Origin of the sequence: Salegentibacter sp. Hel_I_6, assembly GCF_000745315.1 — a bacterium.
Taxonomy (GTDB): Bacteria; Bacteroidota; Bacteroidia; order Flavobacteriales; family Flavobacteriaceae; genus Salegentibacter.
Window position 1 is genome coordinate 2,970,581 of record NZ_JQNQ01000001.1, and the last position, 24,946, is coordinate 2,995,526.

Sequence of the window (24,946 nt, forward strand, 5' to 3'; positions counted from 1 at the left end):
ATGAGTCACATGAAAAATGCAGTTTATTTTTTAATAATCACCCTTTTTACCCTGTCTTCCTGCAGAGAGAATAACAGCGAAACCGCAGAAAAAGATCCGGAAAATGAAACAACTTCAGAGAAGGAAGCCGAGTACAGGATCACCGGAGAGCGACATTTTATAGACGGGTATCCCCCACTGAACCAGGATTCATTAATGCATGTTATTGTTGAAATTCCAACCGGTTCTATAGAAAAATGGGAGGTTGAAAAAAAGTCTGGTCACCTGGCTCTTGAAAAAAGAGGAGGTGAACTACGAAGAGTCGATTACCTGGGTTATCCTGGCAATTACGGGATGGTGCCTCAAACCCTATTAAAAGTCGAGGATGGGGGAGATGGAGATCCTTTAGATGTGTTGATCCTGGGTGAACCACTGGAAAGGGGCTCCCTGGTTGCGGTAAAACTTATAGGGGTTTTAAAATTACTTGATAGAAATGAACAGGACGATAAATTGATTGCCGTGGTCGAAGGATCTCCTTTCTTTGAGCTTAACGACCTTGATGAACTCAATTTCGAATTTAAAGGAGTAACCTCAATTATCGAGACCTGGTTTAATAGCTATAAAGGTGGAAATAAGATTGAAATTATAGGGTTTGAAAATAAAAATAAAGCTGAAGAAATATTAAATGCCGGTATTAACGGTTATAAGAATAAGTAGCTTGTATTTTATAAAAATGAATTAACCCACCTAAAATAACAGAATTAAGCGGGTTTGGCAATTGCATAAATTGGGGGATTTCCCAAGGCAATTTAATTTCCTGTAATAAATTCTGAAATGCTTTTTGTTGTAATTTAACTTCCTAATTTTTAAGGAAATGGAGATTCAAAAATTACTTATTTCAGAATTACAGCACGAAGTAGTGCTTACTGAAGAATTCCTAAAGCGAATTCCTGCTGATAAAATGGATTGGCGACCGCATAAAAAATCAATGAGTATTAAACAACTGGCAAATCATCTTGCAGAAATCCCCAGTTGGATTACTGCTACCATGGAAATGGATGAGATGGATATGGCGGGATATAAATCTCCAGATTTTGAAACGGTAGGTGAAATTTTAGAAGTTTTACAAAATAATACCTCTGAGGCTGAAGCTGCTTTAAAAAAAACTGATGCAGAATATGAAAAGAACTGGAAGATGATTATTGATGGAAAAGCGGTTATGGATATGCCCAAGTTTAGTGTGCTTAGAATGATGGTGCTAAATCAATTGCCCCATCACAGAGCACAATTAGGTGTTTACTTTAGGTTGTTGGATATTCCTGTTCCTGCAACTTATGGTCCCTCTGCAGATGAGCGTTAGGTTGTTTTTAAATTCATAGCTTTGCACAAATTAAAGCTATGCAAGGATTAAAAGAACAGTTTAGCAATTATTATACGCCAAAGCGTTTGCTATTAAATGGGATTATTATGTTCGCTGCTACCATTTTCTTTATTTACCAAAGGCCAGAGGAACCATTGTTAGGAATAGGTTTTGGAACAATTGCCGCCATTTATTTCGGTTTTTTTGTCTATAAAAAGCTAAAACCTGCTACTTGATTTAAAGGATTATTTTTAATTAAATCAATCATTTGATTTACAGATGTTTTCCTCATTTATATTTTATTTTTAATAAGTAGCTTTAGATACTTGTTTCTTTAAAAATAGCCGTACATTTGCAGCCTTAAAAATGAGGCGCTTATATGACAGCTATTAAAAACATCGCGATTATCGCGCACGTAGACCACGGTAAGACTACCCTGGTAGACAAGATTATGTATCACTGCCGTTTGTTCAGGGATAATCAAAATACAGGAGATCTTATCCTGGATAATAATGACCAGGAACGTGAACGTGGTATTACAATTACTTCAAAAAACGTATCGGTAGTTTATAAAGACACCAAAATCAATATTATTGATACTCCTGGCCACGCCGACTTTGGTGGAGAGGTAGAGCGAGTATTGAATATGGCCGATGGGGTTCTTTTGTTGGTAGATGCCTTTGAAGGTCCAATGCCACAAACCCGTTTTGTATTGCAAAAAGCTATTGACCTTGGTTTAAAACCTTGCGTTGTAGTAAATAAGGTAGATAAACCAAACTGTACTCCAGATGAAGTGCACGAAAAGGTTTTTGATCTTATGTTTGAATTAGGTGCCGAAGAATGGCAACTTGATTTCCCAGCGGTTTACGGTTCTGCTCTAAACAACTGGATGAGCGACGATCCAAACGAAAAAACAGAAAATATTGAGCCACTTCTTGATATGGTTTTGGAACATATTCCATCTCCTAAAGTACAGGAAGGTTCGCCACAAATGCTTATTACTTCTTTAGACTTTTCATCTTTTACAGGGAGAATTGCTATTGGAAGAGTACAGCGTGGACATTTAAAAGAAAATATGCAGGTTTCTTTAGTGAAACGTGACGGTAGTATTAAAAAGACAAGAATTAAGGAACTTTTTATTTTTGAAGGTCTAGGCCGTAAAAAAGTAGAGGAAGTTCAACCAGGGGATATTTGTGCTATTGTAGGTCTTGAAGGTTTTGAGATTGGTGATACTGTTGCCGATGTTGAAAATCCTGAAGGTCTTAAAACTATCGCTATAGACGAGCCTACAATGAGTATGCTTTTCACTATTAACGATTCTCCTTTCTTCGGAAAAGATGGAAAGTTTGTGACCTCAAGGCATATTAAAGAAAGACTTACCAGAGAATTAGAGAAAAACCTTGCTCTTAGAGTTAAGGAAACCGATAGTGCCGATAAATTTTTGGTTTATGGGCGCGGAGTAATGCACCTTTCTGTTCTTATTGAAACAATGAGAAGAGAAGGTTATGAACTTCAAATTGGACAACCACAGGTAATCATTAAAGAAATTGATGGTGAAAAATGTGAGCCGGTAGAAGAACTAACTATAGATTTACCTGAAGAAGTTTCAGGAAAAGCTGTAGAAATGGTGACGATGCGAAAGGGAGAAATGTTAAGTATGGAAACCCGTGGCGAGCGAATGATCATTCAATTCTTAATTCCTTCTAGAGGAATTATAGGTTTGCGTAATCAGTTACTTACGGCTACTGCAGGTGAAGCTATTATGGCGCACCGTTTTAAAGAATACCAGCCGCTTAAAGGTGGAATTCCACAGCGTCAAAACGGTTCTTTGATTTCTATGGAACGCGGAAAAGCAATTCCTTATTCTATTGATAAATTACAGGATAGAGGGAAGTTTTTCGTAGATCCGGGAGAGGAAATTTATGAAGGTCAGGTAATTGGTGAGAATTCACGTCAGGATGATATGGCGGTAAATATTACCAAAACTAAAAAGCTTTCTAACGTACGTTCTTCTGGAGCCGATGATAAAGCGAAGATTGTTCCTGCACTTAAGTTTTCTTTGGAAGAAGCTCTAGAATATATTCAGAAAGATGAATATGTTGAAGTTACTCCAAGTCACTTAAGATTGCGTAAAATTTACCTTACCGAAAACGAACGTAAGAGAAATAAAATAGTTTAATTGTTCAAACTTTAAAGAGTTTGTTTGCTAATTTTCAAAAGGCGTCATGCTGAACTTGTTTCAGCATCTAATAACTTAGAACCTGAAACAAGTTCAGGTTGACGTTAAAAAGAGAATTTTCAAACAAACTCTTCTTTTTTATATGGAATTCCTGGGAATTAATCTTACCGAATGGATTGGGTATCTCGCCTCCTTCTTTGTAGCGATTTCTTTCTTTATGAAGAATATTATAAAGCTTAGAGTAGTAAATAGCCTGGGCTGTATTTTCTTTGTCATCTACGGAATTTTGATAGATTCCTGGCCGGTAAGTATTACTAATGGAATCATTGTAGCCGTAAATTGCTACTATCTTTTTATCAATAAAAAACCACACCGGGTAAAAGCTGATGAAGTTCAGCCTTAAACTGATTTCTGAACAACTTCAAAAACGCGTTGCCCGTCACATTTTAGAGTTTTAGAAGGATATTTCAGCAATAATGCATAATCATGCGTAGCCATAAGAATGGTGTTTCCGTTTTTGCTAATTTCCTGAAGTACTTCCATCACTTCTACTGAGGTTTGTGGGTCAAGATTTCCGGTAGGTTCATCGGCAAGAATAAGTTCTGGATCATTTAAAAGTGCGCGTGCAATAGCCACACGTTGCTGTTCCCCGCCAGAAAGCTGATAAGGATATTTAAATCCCTTAGATTTCATTCCCACCTTATCCAAAACTTCGTCAATCTTATGCTCCATGGCTTTTTGGTCTTTCCAGCCGGTAGCTTTCAACACAAAAAGGAGGTTGTCCTTAATATTTCTATCGGTTAAAAGTTTGAAATCCTGAAAAACCACGCCAAGTTTTCTTCTTAGAAAAGGAATGTCTTTTTCTTTAAGTGTCCTTAAATTATAATCTACAATAGTACCTTCTCCTTCGGTAAGCGGTAAATCGCCGTAAAGCGTTTTCATAAAACTACTTTTTCCGGTTCCGGTTTTACCAATTAGGTAAACAAAATCACCTTTTTTTACGTGTACATCTACTTCAGATAAAATTAGGCTTTCACGCTGATATATAGCAGCGTTCTTCAATTCCAGGACGGTATTAGACATAGAGATTAAGGCTTTTCTTCAGTGTAAAAGTATCGGTAAATATACATTTTTCAAAAAGCCCGCGTTTACTTTTTTTTACATTAACATAATTATCACTTTATATCGGCGTTAATAAAGCAAGGTTTAAATTATCTTTGAATCATCAACTTAAAAATCTATAAATGACACCTAACAAAATTATCCTGTTTGTTGTTTTAATCTTCTTTTCTTTTAACGGAATTTCACAGCGATCGGCTAACTATACGCACGATCTCGCTCAATTTAATAAAGCTCTTGAACTTTATAATAATCAGCAATTTCTGGCTGCCCAGAATTTGTTTGATGAAGTGAAAGAGCAAACCGAAGATGAAAAAATTGAAGGAGACTGTGCTTATTATATCGCCAACGCTGCGGTAAGATTAAACCAGCCCGGTGCCGATAGGCTAATGGAGCGCTTTGTAAGCCGTTATCCTACCAGCACTAAAACAAATTCGGCTTATCTTGATGTAGCCGATTATTATTTCCAAACCGGAAAATATTCCCTTGCCCGCAAATGGTATGATAAAGTTGATGAAAAAAGTATGAGCCGTGCAGATAGGGACCGCTATTATTTTAATAATGGCTATGCTTATTTTAGATCGAAGCAATACGACCAGGCGCGTACCTATTTAGAAAGGGTTCGTAATTCCCAGGAGTTTGGTTCGCAGGCTAAATATTATATAGGTTACATGGCCTATGAAGGTGATGATTATGAAGAGGCCAATGAGTATTTTGAAGAAGTAAGCACTAATGATCGTTACAGTGAAGACCTTTCCTATTTTCAAGCCGATATGAATTTTAAGCTTGGTAATTTTGAAGAGGCTATTAAACTGGCCAAAGCCCAATTACAAAATTCTAACCGCTTAGAGCAATCTCAGCTTAATAAGATAATTGGGGAAAGCTATTTTAACTTAGAGCAGTATGAAGAAGCTTTGCCATATTTAAAAGAGTATGAGGGGGAACGCGGCCGATGGAATAACACCGATTATTACCAGTTGGGTTATACCTATTACAAACAGGGAGAATATGAAAATGCGATCTCTGAATTTAATAAAATTATAGATGGGAAAAATGAAGTTGCGCAAAACGCTTATTATCATTTAGCGCAATCTTATTTAGAATCTGATCAAAAACAACAAGCCTTAAACGCATTTAAGAATGCCAGTGAAATGGATTTCAATCCAGAAATTCAGGAAGATGCGTATATGAATTATGCTAAACTGAGTTACGAGATTGGAAACAGCTACGAGAGCCCTTCCCAGGTTTTAATAAATTATATCGAAAAATATCCTGAATCTGAAAACCGTGAAGCAATGGAAAGTTTGCTCATAGACTCTTTCCTTACTTCTGGTAATTTTGAGGAAGCAATGCGTTTGTTGGAAAATAATAGAAATTTCAGCGATAAGCAGGCTTATCAAAAAGTAGCTTATTATTACGGGCTTCAGCTTTATGAAGAGAGTAATTATGGGGAAGCGATCAATAATTTTGAAAAGGCACTTTCTGAACCTCGCGATCAAAAAATAACCGCTAAAGCCACTTTTTGGAAAGCCGAAAGTGAATATAGTATTAACCGAATTGACGATGCAATAATAGGTTACCGCGAGTTTGCAGGGATGAATGCAGCCAGGGGAACAGACGAATTTGAAAACCTGGATTATAATCTTGGTTATGCCTATTTTAAAAAGAATGAATATTCAAGAGCCATAGAATATTTTAAAAGATATTCAGATAATAGTTCTAATGAAATTGCCCGAAGAAATGATGCCTTACTGCGTTTGGGAGATACTTACTTTGTTAGCAGTCAATACTGGCCGGCAATAGAAGCTTATGAGAAAGCACTTTTGCAAAGCGGAAATAACGATTATGCCGCATTCCAAAAAGCGATGAGCTACGGCTTTATTGATAGAAGAGATACCAAAATTTCTGAACTCAAAAGTTTTATAAATCAATATTCACGCTCCTCTTATAGAGACGATGCTATGTATGAATTAGGAAACACATTTGTTTCAGCAAATAATACAAATGAAGCTTTATCAGCTTACGACCGATTGATTAGAGAAGTGCCTCAAAGTGCATTTGTGCCAAAAGCAATGTTACGCCAGGGCTTAATTCATTACAACGCCGATAATGGAAATCGGGCGTTAGAGAGATTGAAGAAAATTGTAAACGACTATCCTAATACCCCCGAAGCTATGCAGGCGGTTTCTACCGCAAGAATGGTATATGTAGACCTTGGGCGTACCGATGAGTATGCAAGCTGGGTTCAAAATATAGATTTTGTAGAAGTTACCGATGCCGATTTGGATAACACTACCTACGAATCTGCTGAAAATCAGTATTTCAATAATGATTATGACCGTGCAATTAGCGGTTTTGAAAATTATTTACAGCGTTTCCCTAATGGAATTCATTCTATAAATGCGAATTTCTATTTAGGACAAATGTATTTTAGAAATGGAGATAAACAGAAAGCGGCTGATAATTACCGTTCTGTAGCCAATAAACCTAAAAACGAGTTTACCGAAGATGCTCTTTCAAGATTATCGGAGATCCTTTTAGAAAATGAAAATTACCGTGAAGCAGTAAGTTATTTGGAGAGATTAGAAAAAGAAGCCAGTGCTGAACAAAATGTGATTTTTGCACAATCTAATCTTATGAAATCCTACCTGGAGTTAAACCAGCCGGAAAAAGCTGCTAATTACGCCGATAAGGTATTGGCTAATTCAGAGTCAGATTCTGAAGCAAGGAATGATGCTCGAGTTATTGTAGCGAGAGCAGCGTTTGCTTCCGGAAATATGAGTAAAGCAAAAAGCGCTTATGCTGAAGTGCAAAAATCGGCAAAAGGAGAATTAGCTGCGGAGGCTTTATATTATGATGCTTACTTTAAAAATTCTGACAGGAATTTTGAAGCTTCTAATGCTGCGGTGCAAATTTTAGCAAAAGATTTTTCAGGCTACAAGCGCTGGGGCGCAAAAGGTTTGGTGCTTATGGCAGATAACTTTTACGAGTTAGGTGATGCCTACCAGGCAACATACATTCTGGAAAATGTAATCAAAAATTTCTCCAATTATCCAGAAATTGTACAGGAAGCTAAACAAGAACTTTCCAGAATAAAGACCGAGGAAGCAAAAACCAATTCTTCAGTAGAAGCAAACAACTAATTCAACTTTCAATTTAACATTTAAGAATTTCTATATGCAAATGTTTTCAATAAAAAGATGCCTGTTTTTAAGTTCATTTTTAATAAGTGGGGTTCTTTTTGCTCAGGATCCTATAGGCAGTGAAACGGTAACCGTGATAAAACCCTACACGCCAACTGTTGAAGATGCTAATAAAATAAAGCAAACCCCGGTAGAATCAGATTCTGTTAGAACCGAAAAAAAGCCGGTACAGTATCGTATATTTTCTGTACCCGTAGCTTCTACTTTTACACCTTCAAAAGGGCGTGCGACTACTGTAGAAAGAGAAAGGCCGATAAAGGTTTATGATAATTATGCGAGTCTTGGCTTTGGAAATTATGGCAACCTTCTCGCCGAGTTTTATAGCAATCTGGAAGTGAACCGAAGTGATAATTTCGGGATCTATTTAGATCATAATTCTTCACAAGGAGGAATTGATGGTATTGCCTTAGACGATAAATTTTATGATACCGAGCTCAATTTAAGTTACAATTCAAAAACCCGCAACCTTGGATGGAAAACCGAAGTTGGTGCGCAACACCAGCTTTTTAATTGGTATGGTTTGCCAGAGCAAGCTAATTTTAGCGACCAGCAAATAGCTGCTATAGATCCTTCCCAGAACTACTTTTCAGCTTATGCCGGAGGAGAAATAGAGCTGTATGATTCGTTTTTTGATAATGCAAGAGCGAAATTTAGACATACGGGCGATTCTTATTCAACTTCAGAAAATCATTTTGACGCCCGCGGAACTTTTGAGGTAAATATTGCCGATGAGCTTATTACCACCAATATTTATACTGATATCGTTCAGGGACAAATGGGAGAAGAATTTCTAGGATTTGGAAACTATGAGTATGCGTTTATGAACTTCGGGATTAATCCAAGTTTATTAATTTTAAGAGACGACCTAACCATTAATCTTGGTGCGGCATTTTTCTATAGCCAGGATGTGGAAAACAGTGATGGTAACTTTTATATCTATCCAAAAGTAACAGCAAGCTACAGGCTTGGCGGTGATTATTTCACACCTTATGCCGGTCTTGAAGGAGGTTTGCAACAAAATACTTACTATAGGTTTATTCAGGAGAATCCCTTTGTGTCTCCAAGTATAGAGATTAGACCCACAGATAATGAATACAATGCCTATGTTGGTGCTAAGGGTAAATTAAGCAATAGTATTTCCTATAACTTCAAAACAGGTTACGAGTCGCAATTCAATAAAGCGATGTTTAAGCGAAATCCACAGGCTAATAGTTTGACTAGTGAAAATTATGCCTACGGAAATTCCTTTGAAGTAGTTTATGATGATGTAAAAACACTTTCAGTTGCAGGAGAAGTAAACGTAGATGTAAACAGAAATTTTCGTCTTGGAGTAAATGCTGAATATTTTAATTACAGCACAACCGATGAGGTAGAGGCCTGGAACCTTCCAGATTTAAAAGCATCATTAAATGCTGATTATCAAATTAATGAAAAATGGTACACCGGTGCTAACTTATTTTATGTTGGAGAACGTTTTGACCAGGAGAGAATAGTTAATGCTACGCAACCCACTTTGGGAACAATTACAATTGATAGTTATTTTGATGTAAATGCTCATTTAGGCTACCGATTTAATGAAAGGCTTTCAATATTTGCAAAAGGAAGTAATTTACTTAATAACGATTATCAACGATGGACCAATTTTAGGGTACAGGGATTACAACTTCTTGCGGGAGCAACATATAAATTCGATTTTTAATAAATCAAGCTTCTTAAACTAATAAAAAGCACCATTTTTTGGTGCTTTTTTGCATTATTCTAATTATATTTTGCTTTTAAAAATATTGTAAAAGACTATTAAACAGTTGTTTGACCTGTTTTTTGTCCTAAAATTCCTTAACAATAAGACAACATTGAAAATTCAAAATTAACATTAGAACTAAGTAATATTGTACCCAATTTTATCTGGCGTTTTAGTACGTCAAATTCTTGATGAACCAAACTATGAAAATAGCTACTTAAATGGCAAAAAAAGGAAAAAAGTTTCAACGTAGTGACCGGTCCAGGCCGTATTTGAATATTCTGGACTTTATGGTTCAGGAAAAGGCTTTTCTTGCAATTGTAATTGTTGGTATTATTATGGCCGGGATCTTTACCGGTAATAAAACCGCAGCAATGTGGCTGGGTTTCTTTTTTGCAGCCTATGCTACAGTTGCTAATGATAGTATACAATCGCTTGGGACATTTATTGAAAGTAATAAAGCAAAGCGCTGGTGGATTTTATGGCTTTATGTAGGAGCTATTTTTCTGGGAGTAGTGAGTTTTAGCTGGTTCTATTTTGATGGGGATGTAACCTTTCAACGACTCCTTAAACCCGATGGGACATCACCTTATCCACACCCAGAAACCTTCAGTTTCTTTCAGATTATAGCACCATTAGTACTGCTAATTTTAACCAGGCTTAAAATGCCTGTGTCCACAACATTCCTTATTTTAAGTGTGTTTAGTGCTGATACCTCCGGGATTACCTCGGTGGTTTGGAAGAGTTGGTCTGGATATATCATGGCTTTCATTCTTTCATTCCTGGTATGGTATTTCTCCTATAATTTTATAAGGAAATACTTTAAAAGTAGGAAATTCAATAACAGTTGGACGGCAGTTCAATGGCTTGTAAGTGGTACACTTTGGGGCGTATGGGTAATGCAGGATGGTGCTAATATAGCCGTATTCCTGCCAAGAAGCCTGGATGCATTTCAATTCATAATATTTGCGCTTACTATTTTTGGAGGACTCGGATTGTTATTTTACCTAAGAGGAGATAAAATTCAGGAAGTGGTAAGCGAAAAGTCGAGAATTTCAGATATCCGAGCTGCAACTTTGGTAGATTTAACTTATGTGATCTTACTTATCTATAAACTATTTATAAGTACCGTGCCTATGAGTACCACCTGGGTTTTCCTCGGTATTATTGGAGGTAGAGAAATAGCGATTAGTTTGGCTAGAAATAAAAAAGGTAAAAAACATAGAAAGAAAGCCGGTAAGATGATCTTTAAAGATTTTGCTTACGCAATGATTGGCTTGTTCGTATCTGTAGGCCTTGCTGCCGCGGCAAATAAAAGTATACGCGATCAAATTTTCGATGCTATTTTTTAAGCATTAACTAAATAAAACCCCTAAAAATGCGCCTTTAACTGGCGCATTTTTTATTTTTATACAAAAATTTATCACTATGAAAAGAATTTTACTCGCCTGCCTTTTTATCAGCGGCCTTATTTCCTGTAATTCTGAAGAAAAAGAGGGAGCCGATCTCTTGGTTTATAATGCTGAAATTTACACGGTAGACGAAAATTTTAGTACCGCTGAAGCATTTGTAATAAAGGATGGAAAGTTTCTGGAAATAGGTACTGCTGAAACACTTCAGGAAAAATATAAAGTAGCCGAAAAACTGAATGCCGGCGGGAAAAGCGTTTTTCCCGGTTTTATAGATGGTCACGCCCATTTTTACCGGTTGGGTCTTCAACAGCAGCGAGTAGATCTCACGGGAACTAAAAGCTTTGATGAAGTAGTGCAGCGCATTGTAGATTTTCAGGAAGAACGCGATGTAGAATTTATAACCGGTAGAGGCTGGGATCAGAACGATTGGGAAAATAAAGAATTTCCTACTAAAGATACCTTAGATCAATTGTTTCCCGATACCCCAATTGCTATAACTCGAATAGACGGGCACGCCCTTTTGGTCAATCAGGCAGCTCTAGATAAAGCAGGAATTACCACAGAAACTCCCTTTGATGGCGGTGATATTGAACAAAAGGACGGTAAACTTACCGGAATCCTTATAGATAATCCAATGGGTCTTATTGCTGATGCTCAACCTGAAGCGTCTCTAGAAGAGCAGGTGAACGCGTTACTCGACGCTCAAAAAATTTCTTTTGAATACGGATTAACCACTGTGGTTGATGCGGGAATAGATAAAGAAACCATAGAACTTATGGATAGCCTTCATAAAGACGGCAGTCTTAAAGTGAAGCTTTATGCAATGATTAGCAATACTGAGAAAAATCTTGACTTTTATTTGGACAAAGACCCAATTAAAACCGATAGGTTGAATGTGAGGTCGGTGAAGTTTTATGGCGATGGCGCACTAGGTTCAAGAGGTGCGGCCTTAAAAGAAGAATACAGCGACCGTGCCGGGCATTTTGGAGCACTGCTTTCTCCTGTTGAAGATTTCAAAAAAACTGCAGAACGCGTGGCGGCTTCTAAATTTCAGTTGAACACACACGCCATTGGGGATTCTGCTAATTATGTGGTTTTAGAGACTTATAATGAACTTTTAAAGGATGATGAAGATCGTAGATGGCGAGTAGAACATGCACAGATAATAGATGAGGAAGATTTTAAATATTTCAGTAAGAATATTATTCCTTCGGTTCAGCCTACTCACGCTACCAGTGATATGTATTGGGCAGAAGATCGTTTGGGCGAAGAGCGTATGCAAGGCGCCTATGCATTTAAGAAATTACTGGACCAGGCGGGAATAGTTGCCCTGGGAACCGATTTTCCAGTGGAAGAGGTGAGCCCTTTTCTAACTTTTTATTCTGCTGTAGCTAGACAGGATACTGATAATTATCCTGAAAATGGTTTTATGATGGAGCAGGCGCTTTCTAGAGAGGAAACCTTAAAGGGAATGACCATTTGGGCGGCTTTTGCTAATTTTGAAGAAGAGGAAAAAGGAAGTATTGAAGCAGGTAAGTTTGCCGATTTCATCATCCTGGATCAGGATATTATGAAAATTGATGCTTCAGAAATTCCTGGAATAAAAGTTTTAGAAACCTATGTAAATGGTGAAAAGGTATATTAAACCTATTTTGTTGAAAAAGAATATCTTTGCACCTCAAAAAATATAAGAAAATGAACGACGGATTATATGCTAAATTTTATACCACTAAAGGTCAGATCTTAGTGGAACTGGAATTTGAAAAAGTACCCGGCACAGTAGGAAACTTTGTAGGTCTTGCTGAAGGGAAATTAGAGAACGATGCTTTCCCACAAGGAAAACCTTATTATAACGATCTTAAATTTCATCGGGTGATTCCTAACTTTATGGTTCAGGGGGGAGATCCCCAGGGAACAGGAGTTGGTGGCCCTGGATACAAATTTGAGGACGAAATTCACCCAGAATTAAAACATGATGCTCCTGGAAAACTTTCTATGGCCAATGCCGGTCCCGGAACTAATGGGAGTCAGTTTTTTATTACGCATACCGAAACTCCCTGGTTAGACGGTAAACATACTGTTTTTGGTAGTGTAATTGAAGGTCAGGATGTAGTTGATAGTATTAAGCAAGGAGATAAGATAGAAAAACTGGAGATTCTTAGAGCTGGTGAAAAAGCTGAAAGTTTTAATGCGGTAGAGTCTTTTAGACAATTTGATGGCGCCAAAGCTAAAAGAGAAGAAGCTGCTAAAAAAAGGGAAGACGAATTGCTTGGAAAACTATCAGAAGGATTTAAAACCACAGAAAGCGGACTTCGATATAAAATCGAGAAAAAAGGAGAAGGTGCGAAACCTGAAAAGGGACAAACCGTATCTGTACACTACAAAGGGATGTTAACCGATGGTAGCGTTTTTGATTCATCTTATAAAAGAAATCAACCGCTGGAATTTCCGGTGGGAGTAGGTCACGTAATAAGTGGCTGGGATGAAGGTATTTTATTGTTGAATGTTGGAGACCAGGCTCGTTTCGTAATTCCTTCGCATTTGGCTTATGGAGAACAAGGTGCGGGTGGAGTAATTCCTCCAAATGCAGCGCTGGTTTTTGATGTAGAATTGGTAGCGGTAAAATAAAAGCCCCCTAACCCCCGAAGGGGGAACTTAAATAATAAAAAAATACCTCACAAGTTTCAAAAACCTGTGAGGTATTTTTTTAAAAGAACAAGTCTAAAGTCTTGTTTTCGTCAAGCCGAACTTGTTTCAGCTTCTAACCTGAATAGATTATCAACATCTTAGATCCTGAAACAAGTTCAGGATTACGAGTTGAAGAACATTTCCAAGTTCTTTCATAATTTTTACTTAGAATCCGGCTGTGGCGTCATTCTAAGATATGGTTTTACCTCTTTAAAACCTTTTGGGAACATCTTCTTTGCATCTTCATTAGAAACCGATGGACTAATCACCACATCATCACCTTGTTTCCAATTAGCCGGTGTGGCTACTTTTTGGTAAGCGGTAAGTTGTAACGAGTCTATAACCCTTAATAATTCATCAAAATTTCTACCTGTACTCGCCGGGTAGGTAATCATTAATTTAATGCTTTTATCTGGCCCAATTACATAAACTGAACGTACAGTAAGTGTATTATCAGCTTTGGGGTGTATCATTCCGTAGAGGTTGGAAACTTTCTTATCTTCATCTGCGATAATTGGAAAATTAACCGTGGTATTTTGAGTTTCGTTTATATCGTCAATCCAGCCTTTATGCGATTCTACTCCATCTACACTTAAAGCCATCACTTTAGTGTTGCGAGCTTCAAATTTATCTTTATACTTAGCCACGGTACCAAGTTCGGTGGTACAAACCGGCGTATAATCGGCAGGATGCGAAAATAAAATTCCCCAGCTATCTCCTAAATAATCATAAAAATTAATTTTTCCTTCTGAAGTTTCAGCATCAAAATTTGGTGCTTTATCTCCTAATTTTAATTCGCTCATAATACTATATTTTAAAAATTCGAATTATAAAATTAAAGAATAATTCTCAGTAAAACCTACTAAACCAATAGGATTTATTTGCTTTGTGATAAGATTAACTGATTGCTACTTTTTGGTTTCAAAATGAGTAAAATTCTATGCTTAAGATTCCGGTGCATATTTCCATTTAATATTGCAGCCTAAACTTGGTTTTTGAAGTTCAGGAACTTTTTTATTGGAAAGTACGGCATCCATAGCATCCCGCAAATGTCTACCGTTTACCGGAATTCCATTTCCCGGGCGGGAATCGTCCAACTGTCCACGGTAAATTAGTTTCAATTCATCATCAAAAAGATAGAAATCTGGCGTACAGGAAGCTTTATAAGCTCGTGCCACTTCCTGGGATTCATCGTAGAGGTAAGGGAATGAATATTGGTGTTTCCTGGCTACCTCATTCATATTATCTGGATGATCTGCAGGATAATTTTCTACATCATTACTCATAATTGCCGCAAAGCCAAAACCCAGAACACGGTAATCCCCGGCCAGTCTTACTATTTCCTCGTTCACATGTTTTACAAAAGGGCAGTGGTTGCTTATAAACATAATTAAAGTGCCCTTTTTTCCCTTAATATTTTCAAGAGAATACCTGTTGTTGGTAATTACATCTACCAGATTAAAATCTGGAGCCTGGGTACCCAAAGCAATCATATTTGAGGCAGTTCTGGCCATAGTCTCTTTTCTTATAAATTCACTCGATAATCTAGAATTAAAATACTCCCGTGCTTCCCTCGAAATCAAAATATTTTTCCATATTTATTCCTTACTGGCTCGCCACAAGGTAATTTACGAATTCACTTCGGAATAACCGCTTTTTTTCTAAATTGGACCTAAAAATCACTTAATGGAAATTTCCTGGAAAGACTTTGAAAAAGTAGAAATGCGAATAGGAACTATTACTGAAGTTTCAGATTTTCCTGAAGCAAGAAATCCAGCCTATAAAATGATTATTGATTTTGGGGAAGACATTGGAGAAAGAAAAACTTCGGCACAAATCACTAAACGATATAAAAAGGAAGATTTGCTAAATCGGCAAATCGTCGCGGTGGTTAATTTTCCAAAGAAGCAAATCGCTAATTTTATGAGCGAATGTTTAGTTTTAGGGGCAGTAGGGAGTGAGAATGATATCGTGCTACTAAACCCCGATTTTAGAGTAGAAAACGGATTGCAAGTAGGGTAATGGTTAATCTTCTATTTTCCTGTATTTACTTCCACAAGCTTCAACACAACGTGGATTGTGAGGATAAATGAATAGGTCTCCTTCTTTTAATTCATATCTTAATTCAATAATTTTTTCGCCACAATCTGTACTTATCATTTTTTCAGCGTTATCGTAAGAGGTTTCATTTATTTCCTCTTCGTTGCAAAAGCTACCTGAAGTTTTCACTAAGCCATTAGGGCTAAATTCAAGGGTTCTTCCATTTTCGACAGTTTGCCAGGTTCCGCTTCCGTCACCGGGATCAGCGAGTGTTTCTATTAACTGCCATTTCCCGGTAATTTCTTTTGTATCCAAATCTGCAGGGCTGTTAGGTGCTGTAGAGCAGCTTGATATTGTTGCGCATAAAGCAAGGAATAGTAAAATTTTCATCTTTTGTTTTTTAGTTATATTAAATAGATGCACGCAACCACAAAAGGTTGCGTGCATCTATCCAGAAATTTACATTTCATCCCCAAAGAAGATGGCATTCATCAATAATTTATTGGTTCCAAACCAGAAAGCTCTAAAATTGGTATTATCGGTGAACAAAATCACATTTCCGCGTCCCATTCCTGTATGTTTAAAAGGAACCGTACCGGCAATAGAATCTAATCTAGGTTCACTAATATAACCGCTTAATAGTGGATTTTCTGTATACTGAATTGGGTTATTATAACTCTGTTTATCTGCTTCTACAAAAATTGTAGTGTTTCTGAATAAAGGAAGTTTCTCACTTGTATAACCAAAATTAACAGGATGAGAAAGGTCTATATTTGCTTCAAAGATAGCGCCACCAATTCCCTGAGCACCTCTAAAATCCCGTTGTTGCTCAAAACTTATATTTTCAGCAACAAGGCTGTCTTTTTTAATAGATAAGTCCATAAAATCTTCTCTTTCAAAAAATCGAGCGGCATTGCGATAGCCAATTAATGTTCCGCCATCTTTAACCCATTCTTTTAGTTTTTCTATATCTCCATTTCCTAAAGCACTACCCCAGGAATTAGGCAGAATTATATCGGTATATCTGCTTAGATCTGCTCTTGAAAATCTTCTGGTATCCAGTTTCGTGATTTTCATGTCGTAGCGCTGATCGAATAAATGCCATATTTCCCCGGCATCGTATGGCGTTATACCTTCTCCTACAATAAGTGCGACTTTTGCGGGTTCCAGCGCTCTAAATTGATTACTTCCTAAATTAATTCCCTTGGTTAATCCCGTACCAATAGCTTCTATTTGTACATTAGATTCTTGGGACACTTTTTGTAGAAATTGATACATTTCATCAGCATCTAATTCCTGATTTTGAACAGGGATCAAAATTGTTCCATAATCGTATTCTTTACTTTCTAGCGAAAATGGCTGCATTCCCACCTTTGTTCTCAAGCCCTTTTCCATAAGCATATTTAAAGCTTTTGGAGCATAAAAGTCATGCCACTCCATGATATAGGCGTAGCTGCTTTTCTCTAAAGGCTCAACTTCCGGTTTTTCCAGGCTTTCTATTTTTTCACCGGCATTTCGCATTCTTATGTCTTCAGAAAAATCTAAGTTGAATGCTAAAGGCAGTGTCCAGGCAGAAATATCGTAGAATAAGCTATCTTCAAATTCGGTTCTTCGCTCAAACATCGCTTTTACCAATCTATGTTGGCGCTGATTTTTAGGAACTAAATAGGCTGAATTCCTTTTAAAGTTTTTACCGTCTTTTTTAAGATCTTCTTCTAGTTTATGAATTTCGATCTTATGTTTTTCCAAAATTTTAGCCAGCTCGTAAGCTGATGAAGCATCTTTTTCACTTCCGAATACGTAAGCACCATTTTCAGCGGCATTTCGCGCATTCTTATAAAAATCACGTTGATAATTAAGAATTTTCTCTCGCATATTTTTTGCAGCTTCTAAAGTAGAAAGCGCCGCGGTAAATTGATTTCTAATCGTAAACGGGAAGGTAAGTATCCCATTATCGGTTTCCTGGGCGTGCCCTCGAGAACTTCCCTGTTCAAAGAGAATTCCAATACTTCCATTAATATCTGGGAAGGTAGATCCTTTTCCGTAGTAAAAATCGTCGTAGTCTTCTTCGGTGTAATAAAATGAACCTAATTCATCAAAAGCTGCAGCATGGTACGTACCTATTTCCCTGGTAAGTTCCTGGTTAATAGCTGGGGTAAGCGGGTGGGTTCTTGATGGTATACCTGGCTGAAAGAAAAAGCTGGAATTGGAACCCATTTCGTGATGATCGGTCAGGATATTCGGCATCCATTTGTGAAAAGTTTCCAGTCTGGCTTGTGATTCTGGTAGTTGTACCGGTAGCCAATCGCGGTTCATATCAAACCAATAATGATTGGTTCTTCCTCCTGGCCAAACTTCACTGTATTCGCGATCTTGGGGATCTGGATTTATATTTTTACTTTTATTAGTGTTTGCCCAATAAGCAAATCGTTGTAAACCATCAGGATTAAATGCGGGATCAAAAAGTATAATAGTATTCTGCAGTAATTCTTCAATTTCTTCGCCTTGGGCGGCAGCAAGATAATATGCGGCAAGAAGCGCGGCGTTAGAACCACTAGCTTCATTTCCGTGAATAGAAAAGCCCTGGTTTACTACAATAGGCATTTCTTCGGTATTAAACGAAGAAGCGTTTTCCTGTGTTAACGCAAGATGATTTTTACGAATTTCCTCTAAATTGTCGTGATTTTCTTCGGCAGTAATAGTGAGTAGAATAAGAGGGCGACCTTCATAAGTGCTTCCACGATTTTCTATACTAATTCTAGGGGAGACCCTGGCGAGTTCGCGCATATAATTTAAAAGTAAATCATGGGTAACGTGCCATTCTCCCGGGATGTATCCAATTATTTCTTGCGGTTTTGGAATATCGTCATTGTAACTTACATCTTGCGGTAAATAATATTCCAGACTGAGCTCCTCCTGTTGAGCAAAGGAATTAAAACAAAGACAAAAAATTAGTAGGGGTAGCAGTTTTTTCATTAGAAATGGATTTGGTAGGTAAATATAAAAAAAACCGTCCGGAAAATTTCAGGACGGTTTTTTATAATCTTCAAAGTAAATTAACTCGGGGCAAGCCCACGAGGCATTTTATAAGAAAAAGTATTCTGATTCGAGACAAGCGTCAGAGCATTTAAATCTCGATTATCGAGTAAAGTTTTAGATGTCGTCAAAACTTACATCTGTAAATTTCTCGGGAGAAACTCCTTCGGCAACCCCATTTTCAGCAGTTTCGTATTCTTTTTTGAAGTCTTTTTGATGACGTTCGCTAATTACTTCTTCTCCTTTTTCATTCAGGATGAAATCTGTCATTTCCTGAAGAATTTCGTTGAAACCTGCAAAATCTTCTTTATACAAGTAAATCTTGTGTTTCTTGTAGAAAAAAGAACCATCATCGTTGGTAAACTTTTTACTTTCGGTAATTGTGAGGTAATAATCGTCTGCACGAGTGGCTCTAACATCAAAGAAATAAGTTCTTCTTCCAGCCCTTAGCACTTTAGAGAATATTTCTTCTTTCTCCATCATTCCCTTGTCGCTCATAAAATAGATTCTTTAATAGTTTGTTTTAGTACTGTTCAAAAATCTAAAAATTTTTAACATCTAGCAAAAAATTTTCACATTTCTTTTTCATTTAGTTGTTTTGCGTATAATTCTTTATAATAACCCTGTTGGTTGAGTAATTGGGAATGAGTGCCTTGTTGAACAATAGCACCATCTTCAAGGATTATTATTTTATCGGCATTTTTTGCCGAAGAGATTCTATGACTTACAATGATGGTAGTTTTCTCTTTAGAAATTTTAAATAGATTACTAAGAATTTCTTCTTCAGTTTCGGTATCTACAGCTGAAAGACAATCATCAAACAAAAGTATCTTAGGATTATGAATTATTGCCCGTGCAATAGAGACTCTTTGTTTTTGCCCGCCTGAAAGGGTGATACCACGTTCTCCAAGCACAGTATCATAACCTTTGCTGAAACCTGCAATATTCTTATGAACGGAAGCATTTTTTGCAGCTTCATAAATTTCATCATCACTGGCGTTGGTTTTCCCGAATTTAATGTTGTTTTTTATAGAATCACTAAATAAAAATGCATCCTGCGGAACGTAGCCTATGCTGTTTCTTAGACTCTCCAGGTTTAGGTTTTCAATGTTTTTTCCATCTATGCTAATCTCCCCTATTTCTACATCATACAAGCGGCCAATAAGCTCGAGAATTGTAGATTTTCCTGCGCCGGTTTTTCCGATAATTGCTAGGGTTTCTCCACTTCCAACTTCAAAGGAAACATTTTTAAGGGCTGTAATATTGGTGTCATCATAAGTAAAACTCACATTTTTAAAAGCAATGCCTCCGTGTATTTCGTCTGGTGTTTCTTTTTTATTCGTGATCTCAGGATTTTCATCTAGAAATTCGTTAATACGTTCCTGGGAGGCATCAGCCTGCTGTACTAATGAAGTTACCCAGCCTATAGAAGCGATGGGCCAGGTAAGCATATTTACATATAGGAGAAATTCAACAATAACCCCAATATTTTCAATTTCACCATTTATATACTGGTTACCGCCAACATAAATTACTAACACATTACTAATACCTATCAACAATACCATGAGCGGAAAGAAAAAGGCCTGTACCTTAACCAGATCTATATTTTTATCGCGGCTGCCATTTGCAAGATCTACAAAACTATGATTGATTTTTGTTTCCATCCCGTAGGACTTGATAACGGCAATTCCGCTAAAACTCTCCTGGGTAAAAGTGTTTAGTTTAGAAAGGTATTGTTGCACCACGGTACTTCTTTTGTGAATGGCAACGCTAATTTTATAAATAGAAAATGCCAAAACCGGAAGCGGTGCTACCGTATATAAAGTAAGCTCGGGTGCTGCCTGTATCATAAAAATGAGTACCACCACTGTAGAGGTAAATGTAGTAACCGTGTACATAATGGCTGGACCAAGATACATTCTCACTTTGCTCACATCTTCACTAATTCTATTCATTAAATCGCCTGTACGGTTCTTTTTGTAGAAATTAAGAGATAGATCCTGGTAATGTTGGTAGATCTCATTTTTCAGGTCAAATTCTATATACCTGGAAACCACAATAAAGGTTTGGCGCATTAAAAAAGTAAGAAAAGCGGCTACGAGCGTGGCTCCAATAATAAGCGCAATATTTATAGCGAGTTCGGTTCTAAGTACTTCCAGAGTACTTATTTCACCATTTATATATTGCTCTATAGCATCGGTAGAATCACCTATTAGTGGGATATAATAAAGAGCGAAAATACGGGCAACTATGGTTATGACCAGGCCAATTATTAGTTTCCATTTGTATTTTAGAAAATATTTATTGAGATGCTTGAGGTTCTTCATCTAAAGGTAAAAAAGGATAAATTTTGAGGATATGTTATTTTAACACGTTTTAAAAACCTCTTTACTGAAATATTCTTTAATTTTGCACAGTGATTTTCAGAAAAATGAAAGCACTAAATTATAAAATGTAACAAGTTATGCAAGTTGATGTTCTAAATGCAAATGAACTAAAAAAGTCAGCGCCAGTATTCGGTCAGCTCTCTTTTGATAATCACGAACAAGTAGTTTTTTGCAACGACAAAGATACAGGTTTAAAGGCAATTATTGGTATTCATAACACGGTTTTAGGACCTGCTCTTGGTGGTACCAGAATGTGGAATTACAGTAGTGAATGGGAAGCATTAAACGATGTTTTAAGACTTTCACGAGGAATGACCTTTAAAAGTGCAATTACAGAATTAAATCTTGGTGGCGGAAAAGCCGTTATTATTGGGGATGCTAAAACGCAAAAAACGCCTGAACTTATGAAGAGTTTTGGACGTTTTGTAGATTCTCTTAGCGGAAAATATATTACTGCAGAAGATGTAGGGATGGAGACCGCCGATATGGATACGGTACGCGAGGTCACAAAATACGTAACCGGCATTTCTGAAGACAAAGGTGGAGCTGGTAATCCCTCTCCAATTACTGCTTACGGTGTTTTTATGGGCTTAAAAGCTGCTGCAAAGCATAAATTTGGAAGTGATGACCTTGAGGGCAAATCAGTATTGGTTCAGGGAATTGGCCACGTGGGTGAAACACTCGTGGAACATTTAACTCAGGACGGGGCTAAAGTTTTTATAAGTGATATTAACGAAGAACGTCTTGAAGAAGTAAAGAATAAATATGGAGCTATTATTTATGATAGTGCCGATGTATATGGAGCCGAAGTAGATATTTACGCACCCTGCGCACTTGGAGCTACCATTAATGATGAAACCGTGAACCGCATTAATGCTAAAGTTATTGCCGGTGCAGCAAACAATCAATTAGCTGATGAACTTACTCACGGAAAAATTCTTAGAGAAAGAGGTATCGTTTACGCTCCAGATTTCCTAATAAATGCAGGTGGAATTATTAATGTTTACGCTGAATTAGAAAATTACGACAGGAAAGAAATTATGCGTAAAACTGAAAATATTTACAATACTACATTAGAAATTCTTGCGAAAGCTGATAAGGATGATATGACCTCACACTTCGCTGCGCTTAAAATCGCACAGCAAAGAATTGATGATAGAAAAAAACAGAATTTGAAGTAGTCAATTTCAAAAGTTTGGTATTTTTGCAAGGCGAAAGAATATTCTTTCGCCTTTTCTAATTCTAAAAAGTTCTTTTACAATTATGTTGACAAGAAGACATATTCGGGTTAAAGTAATGCAATCACTTTACGCCTTTAACCAAAGCCAAAACGACAACCTGGGAACCGAGGAAAGATTCCTGCTTAAAAGTATGGAAGAGATGTACGATCTTTTTCTGGTACAATTAAGCTTGATTGCCGAACTAAAGGGCCAGGCCGAAAACTTTTTAGAAAAATCTCAACAAAAGCACCTTGCTACCAGCGAGGAAAAAGATCCCAACAAAAAATTTATTTCCAACGCTATTTTCGAAATCCTCGAAAACAATGAAAGCCTTCAGGATGCCCTGGAATCAAGAAAAATAACTCATTGGAAAAGAGATGATGATTATGTGCAAATTATCTGGGAGGAACTAAAGAAAAGCGATATCTATAATAATTATATGGAAACTCGCGATTCTACATTCAAAGAGGATAAAGAGTTTATAATTGCAATTTTTAAAGAAGTAATTGCCCCCAACGAAAAGCTTTACGATTACCTGGAAGACGCAAAACTCACCTGGGTAGACGATCTTCCGCTGGTAAATACCGCAGTAATGAAGTTTCTTCAAAAATTAAAGCCTAATTCTGCTGAAAATCTAAAGCTAGGGAAACTATATAAAAGTGATGATGATAAGGATTTTGCCAAGGAATTATTCAGAAAAACATATTTGAATGATGAAGATCTAGCTAAAGAAATGCTGGGCAAAACTCCTAATTGGGATAAAGACAGGATTGCTGAAATAGATATGATTCTTATTAAAATGGCTATCTGCGAATTTTTAAAATTCCCATCTATTCCGGTTAAAGTTACAATCAATGAATACCTGGAACTTGCCAAGGAATACAGCACTCCAAAAAGTAGCATTTTTATCAATGGAGTACTTGATAAACTTTCTAAAGAATACAAGGAAGATGATAAGTTAAATAAAATAGGGCGAGGCCTTATGTAATGAATAAAATTTCTTATTTTTAAACTTTAAATTATAAAGTTCACAATCATGAAAAATGGAATCTTAATGTTAGCTGCAGTAGGGGCACTGCTATTTACTTCTTGTAAAGACAACAATGATAATGCCTCTGAAAAAGTTAAAGCCGAGAATGTAGAAAGTGCGGCAGAACGTGATGCCCAGGCTACTGTTTATCCAAAAATGGAATTTGAAGAATCAGAACACGATTTTGGTAATATCCCCAAAGGTGAAAATGTAGAGCATAACTTTACCTTCACCAACACTGGCCAGGCACCATTAGTAATTACAGGCGCAAAAAGTACTTGTGGATGTACAGTACCATCTTATACTAAAGAGCCAATTCAACCGGGAGAAAGTGGCGAAATGTTGGTAAAATTTAACGGTTCTGGGAACGGTCAGGTAACAAAAACAGTTACGGTAACCGCTAATACAGAAGCCGGTACAGAGCGTCTTAGAATTAAAGCCTTTGTAGAAACCGAACAAAACGCTAGCTAGTAAATGGATCAATTAACCCAGTTTGCCCCAATAATATTAATGTTTGTGGTAGTGTATTTTTTTATGATACGCCCGCAAATGAAAAAGGCTAAACAAGAACGTAATTTTGCTTCAGAATTAAAACGTGGTGACCGCGTGGTAACCAAAAGTGGAATGCACGGCAAAATCGTTGACTTTAGCGAGAAAAATAACTCGGTTATTATAGAAACCGGAGCAGGAAAAATAACTTTTGATCGTTCTTCCATCTCGATGGAAATGAGTAAAAAACTCAACGAACCGGCAAAGCCAGAAAAAGAAACTAAGGCAAAAGCCATTAAAGAAAAGAAATAATCTTTCTGCTTACTTAATAGTATTTAAAATCCTTGAGGCAAAAGCCTTGGGGATTTTTGTTTTTAAAAGGTTCTGAAAGTCTTTTTTTACGTCATTCTGAACTTGTTTCAGAATATAAGTTGTTAGAACTCGAAACAAGTTCAGAATGTTAACAATTTTTATACTTATCGTGAAGTCCAACACCGTTTTTAATCATTGGAGTTATTTTCTCCAGGCGTGATTTTTTCGTAGTATCCCTTTTTGCATCAGCAATAAAATTGACGTATTCTCTCTGCTTTCCCTTAGTTAATCGCTGAAAATAATTTTCCAAATCTTTATCTTTTTTAAAAGCATTTTTCAATTCCTGAGGAAATACTAACTTTTTTGAAGTAACAGGTTTTAATTCTTTTCCTTCTTTCTGATTTTGGATAGCTTCAGCAACATATTTCTCAAGAATATCAGGATTTATTTCTTCATCTTTATCGAACCTTATTTGTCGCAAAGCTTTGGTTTTTCCTTCCTGGGCGTTATGAAGAAGCGCAGTATTTTCTTTTAATAAGGCACCATTAAAAAACCATAGTGCACAATGATTTTTAAAGGCTGCGATACCTACTACATTTTTACCATTTAAAGCGTAAACTGGAGCACCCCACTTTATACATTCTTCCAGCTCAGTATTTTGTAATATCTCCCTTAATAAAAGCAGCTCGTTTTCCCAGGTGGAATGAGTCTCAATATATTGATCTACCGATTTTACAGCCATTTCAGA

At 36.9% G+C, this 24,946-nt stretch carries 23 protein-coding genes; 15 read left to right on the forward strand and 8 right to left on the reverse strand.

The genetic code is table 11. The annotated features are described in order from the left end of the window. The 5 genes from FG27_RS13030 (at position 1) to FG27_RS13050 (ending at position 3,921) form a co-directional block, all read left to right on the forward strand. Positions 1–696, forward strand: a complete 696-nt coding sequence (locus FG27_RS13030) for an inorganic diphosphatase (protein WP_081912621.1) — start codon at positions 1–3, stop codon at positions 694–696. Positions 697–853: 157 nt separating this feature from the next. Continuing rightward, complete coding sequence (locus tag FG27_RS13035; protein WP_037319791.1) at positions 854–1,339, forward strand: DinB family protein; 486 nt, start codon at positions 854–856, stop codon at positions 1,337–1,339. Between the two features lie 38 nt (positions 1,340–1,377). Further along, a complete protein-coding gene (locus FG27_RS13040) occupies positions 1,378–1,575 on the forward strand; it encodes a hypothetical protein (RefSeq protein ID WP_037319794.1) in 198 nt (65 codons plus the stop codon). A gap of 143 nt (positions 1,576–1,718) precedes the next feature. Next, positions 1,719–3,518, forward strand: coding sequence for a translational GTPase TypA (gene typA / locus FG27_RS13045; protein WP_037319796.1), 1,800 nt, complete (start codon positions 1,719–1,721; stop codon positions 3,516–3,518). Positions 3,519–3,660: 142 nt separating this feature from the next. After that, positions 3,661–3,921, forward strand: coding sequence for a YgjV family protein (locus FG27_RS13050; RefSeq protein ID WP_051935858.1), 261 nt, complete (start codon positions 3,661–3,663; stop codon positions 3,919–3,921). On the opposite strand, the gene FG27_RS13055 is transcribed toward FG27_RS13050, so the two are convergent. Next, positions 3,918–4,601: a cell division ATP-binding protein FtsE gene (locus FG27_RS13055; protein ID WP_037319798.1), complete on the reverse strand. Its 684-nt coding sequence runs from the start codon at positions 4,599–4,601 to the stop codon at positions 3,918–3,920. The two genes, FG27_RS13050 and FG27_RS13055, sit on opposite strands and share 4 nt — an antisense overlap. A gap of 161 nt (positions 4,602–4,762) precedes the next feature. On the opposite strand from FG27_RS13055, the gene FG27_RS13060 reads away from it, so the two are divergent. The 5 genes from FG27_RS13060 (at position 4,763) to FG27_RS13080 (ending at position 13,621) form a co-directional block, all read left to right on the forward strand. Next, the gene (locus FG27_RS13060; RefSeq protein WP_037319800.1) at positions 4,763–7,780 is read left to right on the forward strand and encodes a tetratricopeptide repeat protein; all 3,018 of its coding nucleotides are present in this window, start codon (positions 4,763–4,765) and stop codon (positions 7,778–7,780) included. 40 nt (positions 7,781–7,820) lie between these two features. After that, the gene (locus FG27_RS13065) at positions 7,821–9,539 is read left to right on the forward strand and encodes a TonB-dependent receptor (protein ID WP_231563324.1); all 1,719 of its coding nucleotides are present in this window, start codon (positions 7,821–7,823) and stop codon (positions 9,537–9,539) included. Positions 9,540–9,802: 263 nt separating this feature from the next. Continuing rightward, positions 9,803–10,933, forward strand: coding sequence for a hypothetical protein (locus tag FG27_RS13070; RefSeq protein ID WP_037319805.1), 1,131 nt, complete (start codon positions 9,803–9,805; stop codon positions 10,931–10,933). Positions 10,934–11,009: 76 nt separating this feature from the next. Further along, a complete protein-coding gene (locus tag FG27_RS13075) occupies positions 11,010–12,638 on the forward strand; it encodes an amidohydrolase (RefSeq protein WP_037319807.1) in 1,629 nt (542 codons plus the stop codon). A gap of 50 nt (positions 12,639–12,688) precedes the next feature. After that, positions 12,689–13,621 carry a peptidylprolyl isomerase gene (locus tag FG27_RS13080; RefSeq protein ID WP_037319809.1) on the forward strand — a complete coding sequence of 311 codons (933 nt, stop codon included), beginning with the start codon at positions 12,689–12,691 and terminating at the stop codon, positions 13,619–13,621. A 221-nt stretch (positions 13,622–13,842) separates the two neighbouring features. Here the strand turns inward: FG27_RS13080 and FG27_RS13085 are convergent, their stop codons facing one another. Beyond that, positions 13,843–14,484: a peroxiredoxin gene (locus FG27_RS13085; RefSeq protein WP_037319811.1), complete on the reverse strand. Its 642-nt coding sequence runs from the start codon at positions 14,482–14,484 to the stop codon at positions 13,843–13,845. A gap of 141 nt (positions 14,485–14,625) precedes the next feature. Then, entirely contained in the window at positions 14,626–15,195 is a 570-nt protein-coding gene (locus FG27_RS13090) for a thioredoxin family protein (RefSeq protein ID WP_037319813.1), read from the reverse strand. Positions 15,196–15,367: 172 nt separating this feature from the next. Here FG27_RS13090 and FG27_RS13095 point away from each other — a divergent pair, with 172 nt between their 5' ends. Further along, on the forward strand, positions 15,368–15,703 hold the full coding sequence (locus FG27_RS13095; protein WP_037319815.1) for a tRNA-binding protein: 336 nt from the start codon (positions 15,368–15,370) through the stop codon (positions 15,701–15,703). A gap of 3 nt (positions 15,704–15,706) precedes the next feature. Here FG27_RS13095 and FG27_RS13100 read toward each other — a convergent pair whose 3' ends face one another. From FG27_RS13100 to FG27_RS13115, 4 genes are all read right to left on the reverse strand, one after another. After that, on the reverse strand, positions 15,707–16,111 hold the full coding sequence (locus tag FG27_RS13100) for a hypothetical protein (RefSeq protein WP_037319817.1): 405 nt from the start codon (positions 16,109–16,111) through the stop codon (positions 15,707–15,709). A 69-nt stretch (positions 16,112–16,180) separates the two neighbouring features. Next, on the reverse strand, positions 16,181–18,697 hold the full coding sequence (locus tag FG27_RS13105; protein ID WP_037319820.1) for a M14 family metallopeptidase: 2,517 nt from the start codon (positions 18,695–18,697) through the stop codon (positions 16,181–16,183). Positions 18,698–18,874: 177 nt separating this feature from the next. Then, positions 18,875–19,255, reverse strand: a complete 381-nt coding sequence (locus FG27_RS13110) for a PUR family DNA/RNA-binding protein (protein WP_037319823.1) — start codon at positions 19,253–19,255, stop codon at positions 18,875–18,877. Positions 19,256–19,329: 74 nt separating this feature from the next. Further along, positions 19,330–21,087: an ABC transporter ATP-binding protein gene (locus FG27_RS13115; protein WP_037319827.1), complete on the reverse strand. Its 1,758-nt coding sequence runs from the start codon at positions 21,085–21,087 to the stop codon at positions 19,330–19,332. Positions 21,088–21,224: 137 nt separating this feature from the next. Between FG27_RS13115 and FG27_RS13120 the strand changes: the two genes are divergently transcribed. The 4 genes from FG27_RS13120 (at position 21,225) to yajC (ending at position 24,198) form a co-directional block, all read left to right on the forward strand. Then, the gene (locus FG27_RS13120) at positions 21,225–22,328 is read left to right on the forward strand and encodes a Glu/Leu/Phe/Val dehydrogenase (protein ID WP_037319829.1); all 1,104 of its coding nucleotides are present in this window, start codon (positions 21,225–21,227) and stop codon (positions 22,326–22,328) included. 82 nt (positions 22,329–22,410) lie between these two features. Continuing rightward, entirely contained in the window at positions 22,411–23,355 is a 945-nt protein-coding gene (gene nusB, locus FG27_RS13125) for a transcription antitermination factor NusB (protein ID WP_037319831.1), read from the forward strand. A gap of 48 nt (positions 23,356–23,403) precedes the next feature. Next, on the forward strand, positions 23,404–23,868 hold the full coding sequence (locus tag FG27_RS13130) for a DUF1573 domain-containing protein (RefSeq protein WP_037319833.1): 465 nt from the start codon (positions 23,404–23,406) through the stop codon (positions 23,866–23,868). A gap of 3 nt (positions 23,869–23,871) precedes the next feature. After that, complete coding sequence (gene yajC / locus FG27_RS13135) at positions 23,872–24,198, forward strand: preprotein translocase subunit YajC (RefSeq protein ID WP_037319835.1); 327 nt, start codon at positions 23,872–23,874, stop codon at positions 24,196–24,198. 148 nt (positions 24,199–24,346) lie between these two features. Here the strand turns inward: yajC and FG27_RS13140 are convergent, their stop codons facing one another. Then, positions 24,347–24,940 carry a YdeI family protein gene (locus FG27_RS13140; RefSeq protein ID WP_037319837.1) on the reverse strand — a complete coding sequence of 198 codons (594 nt, stop codon included), beginning with the start codon at positions 24,938–24,940 and terminating at the stop codon, positions 24,347–24,349. Positions 24,941–24,946: the final 6 nt, after the last annotated feature.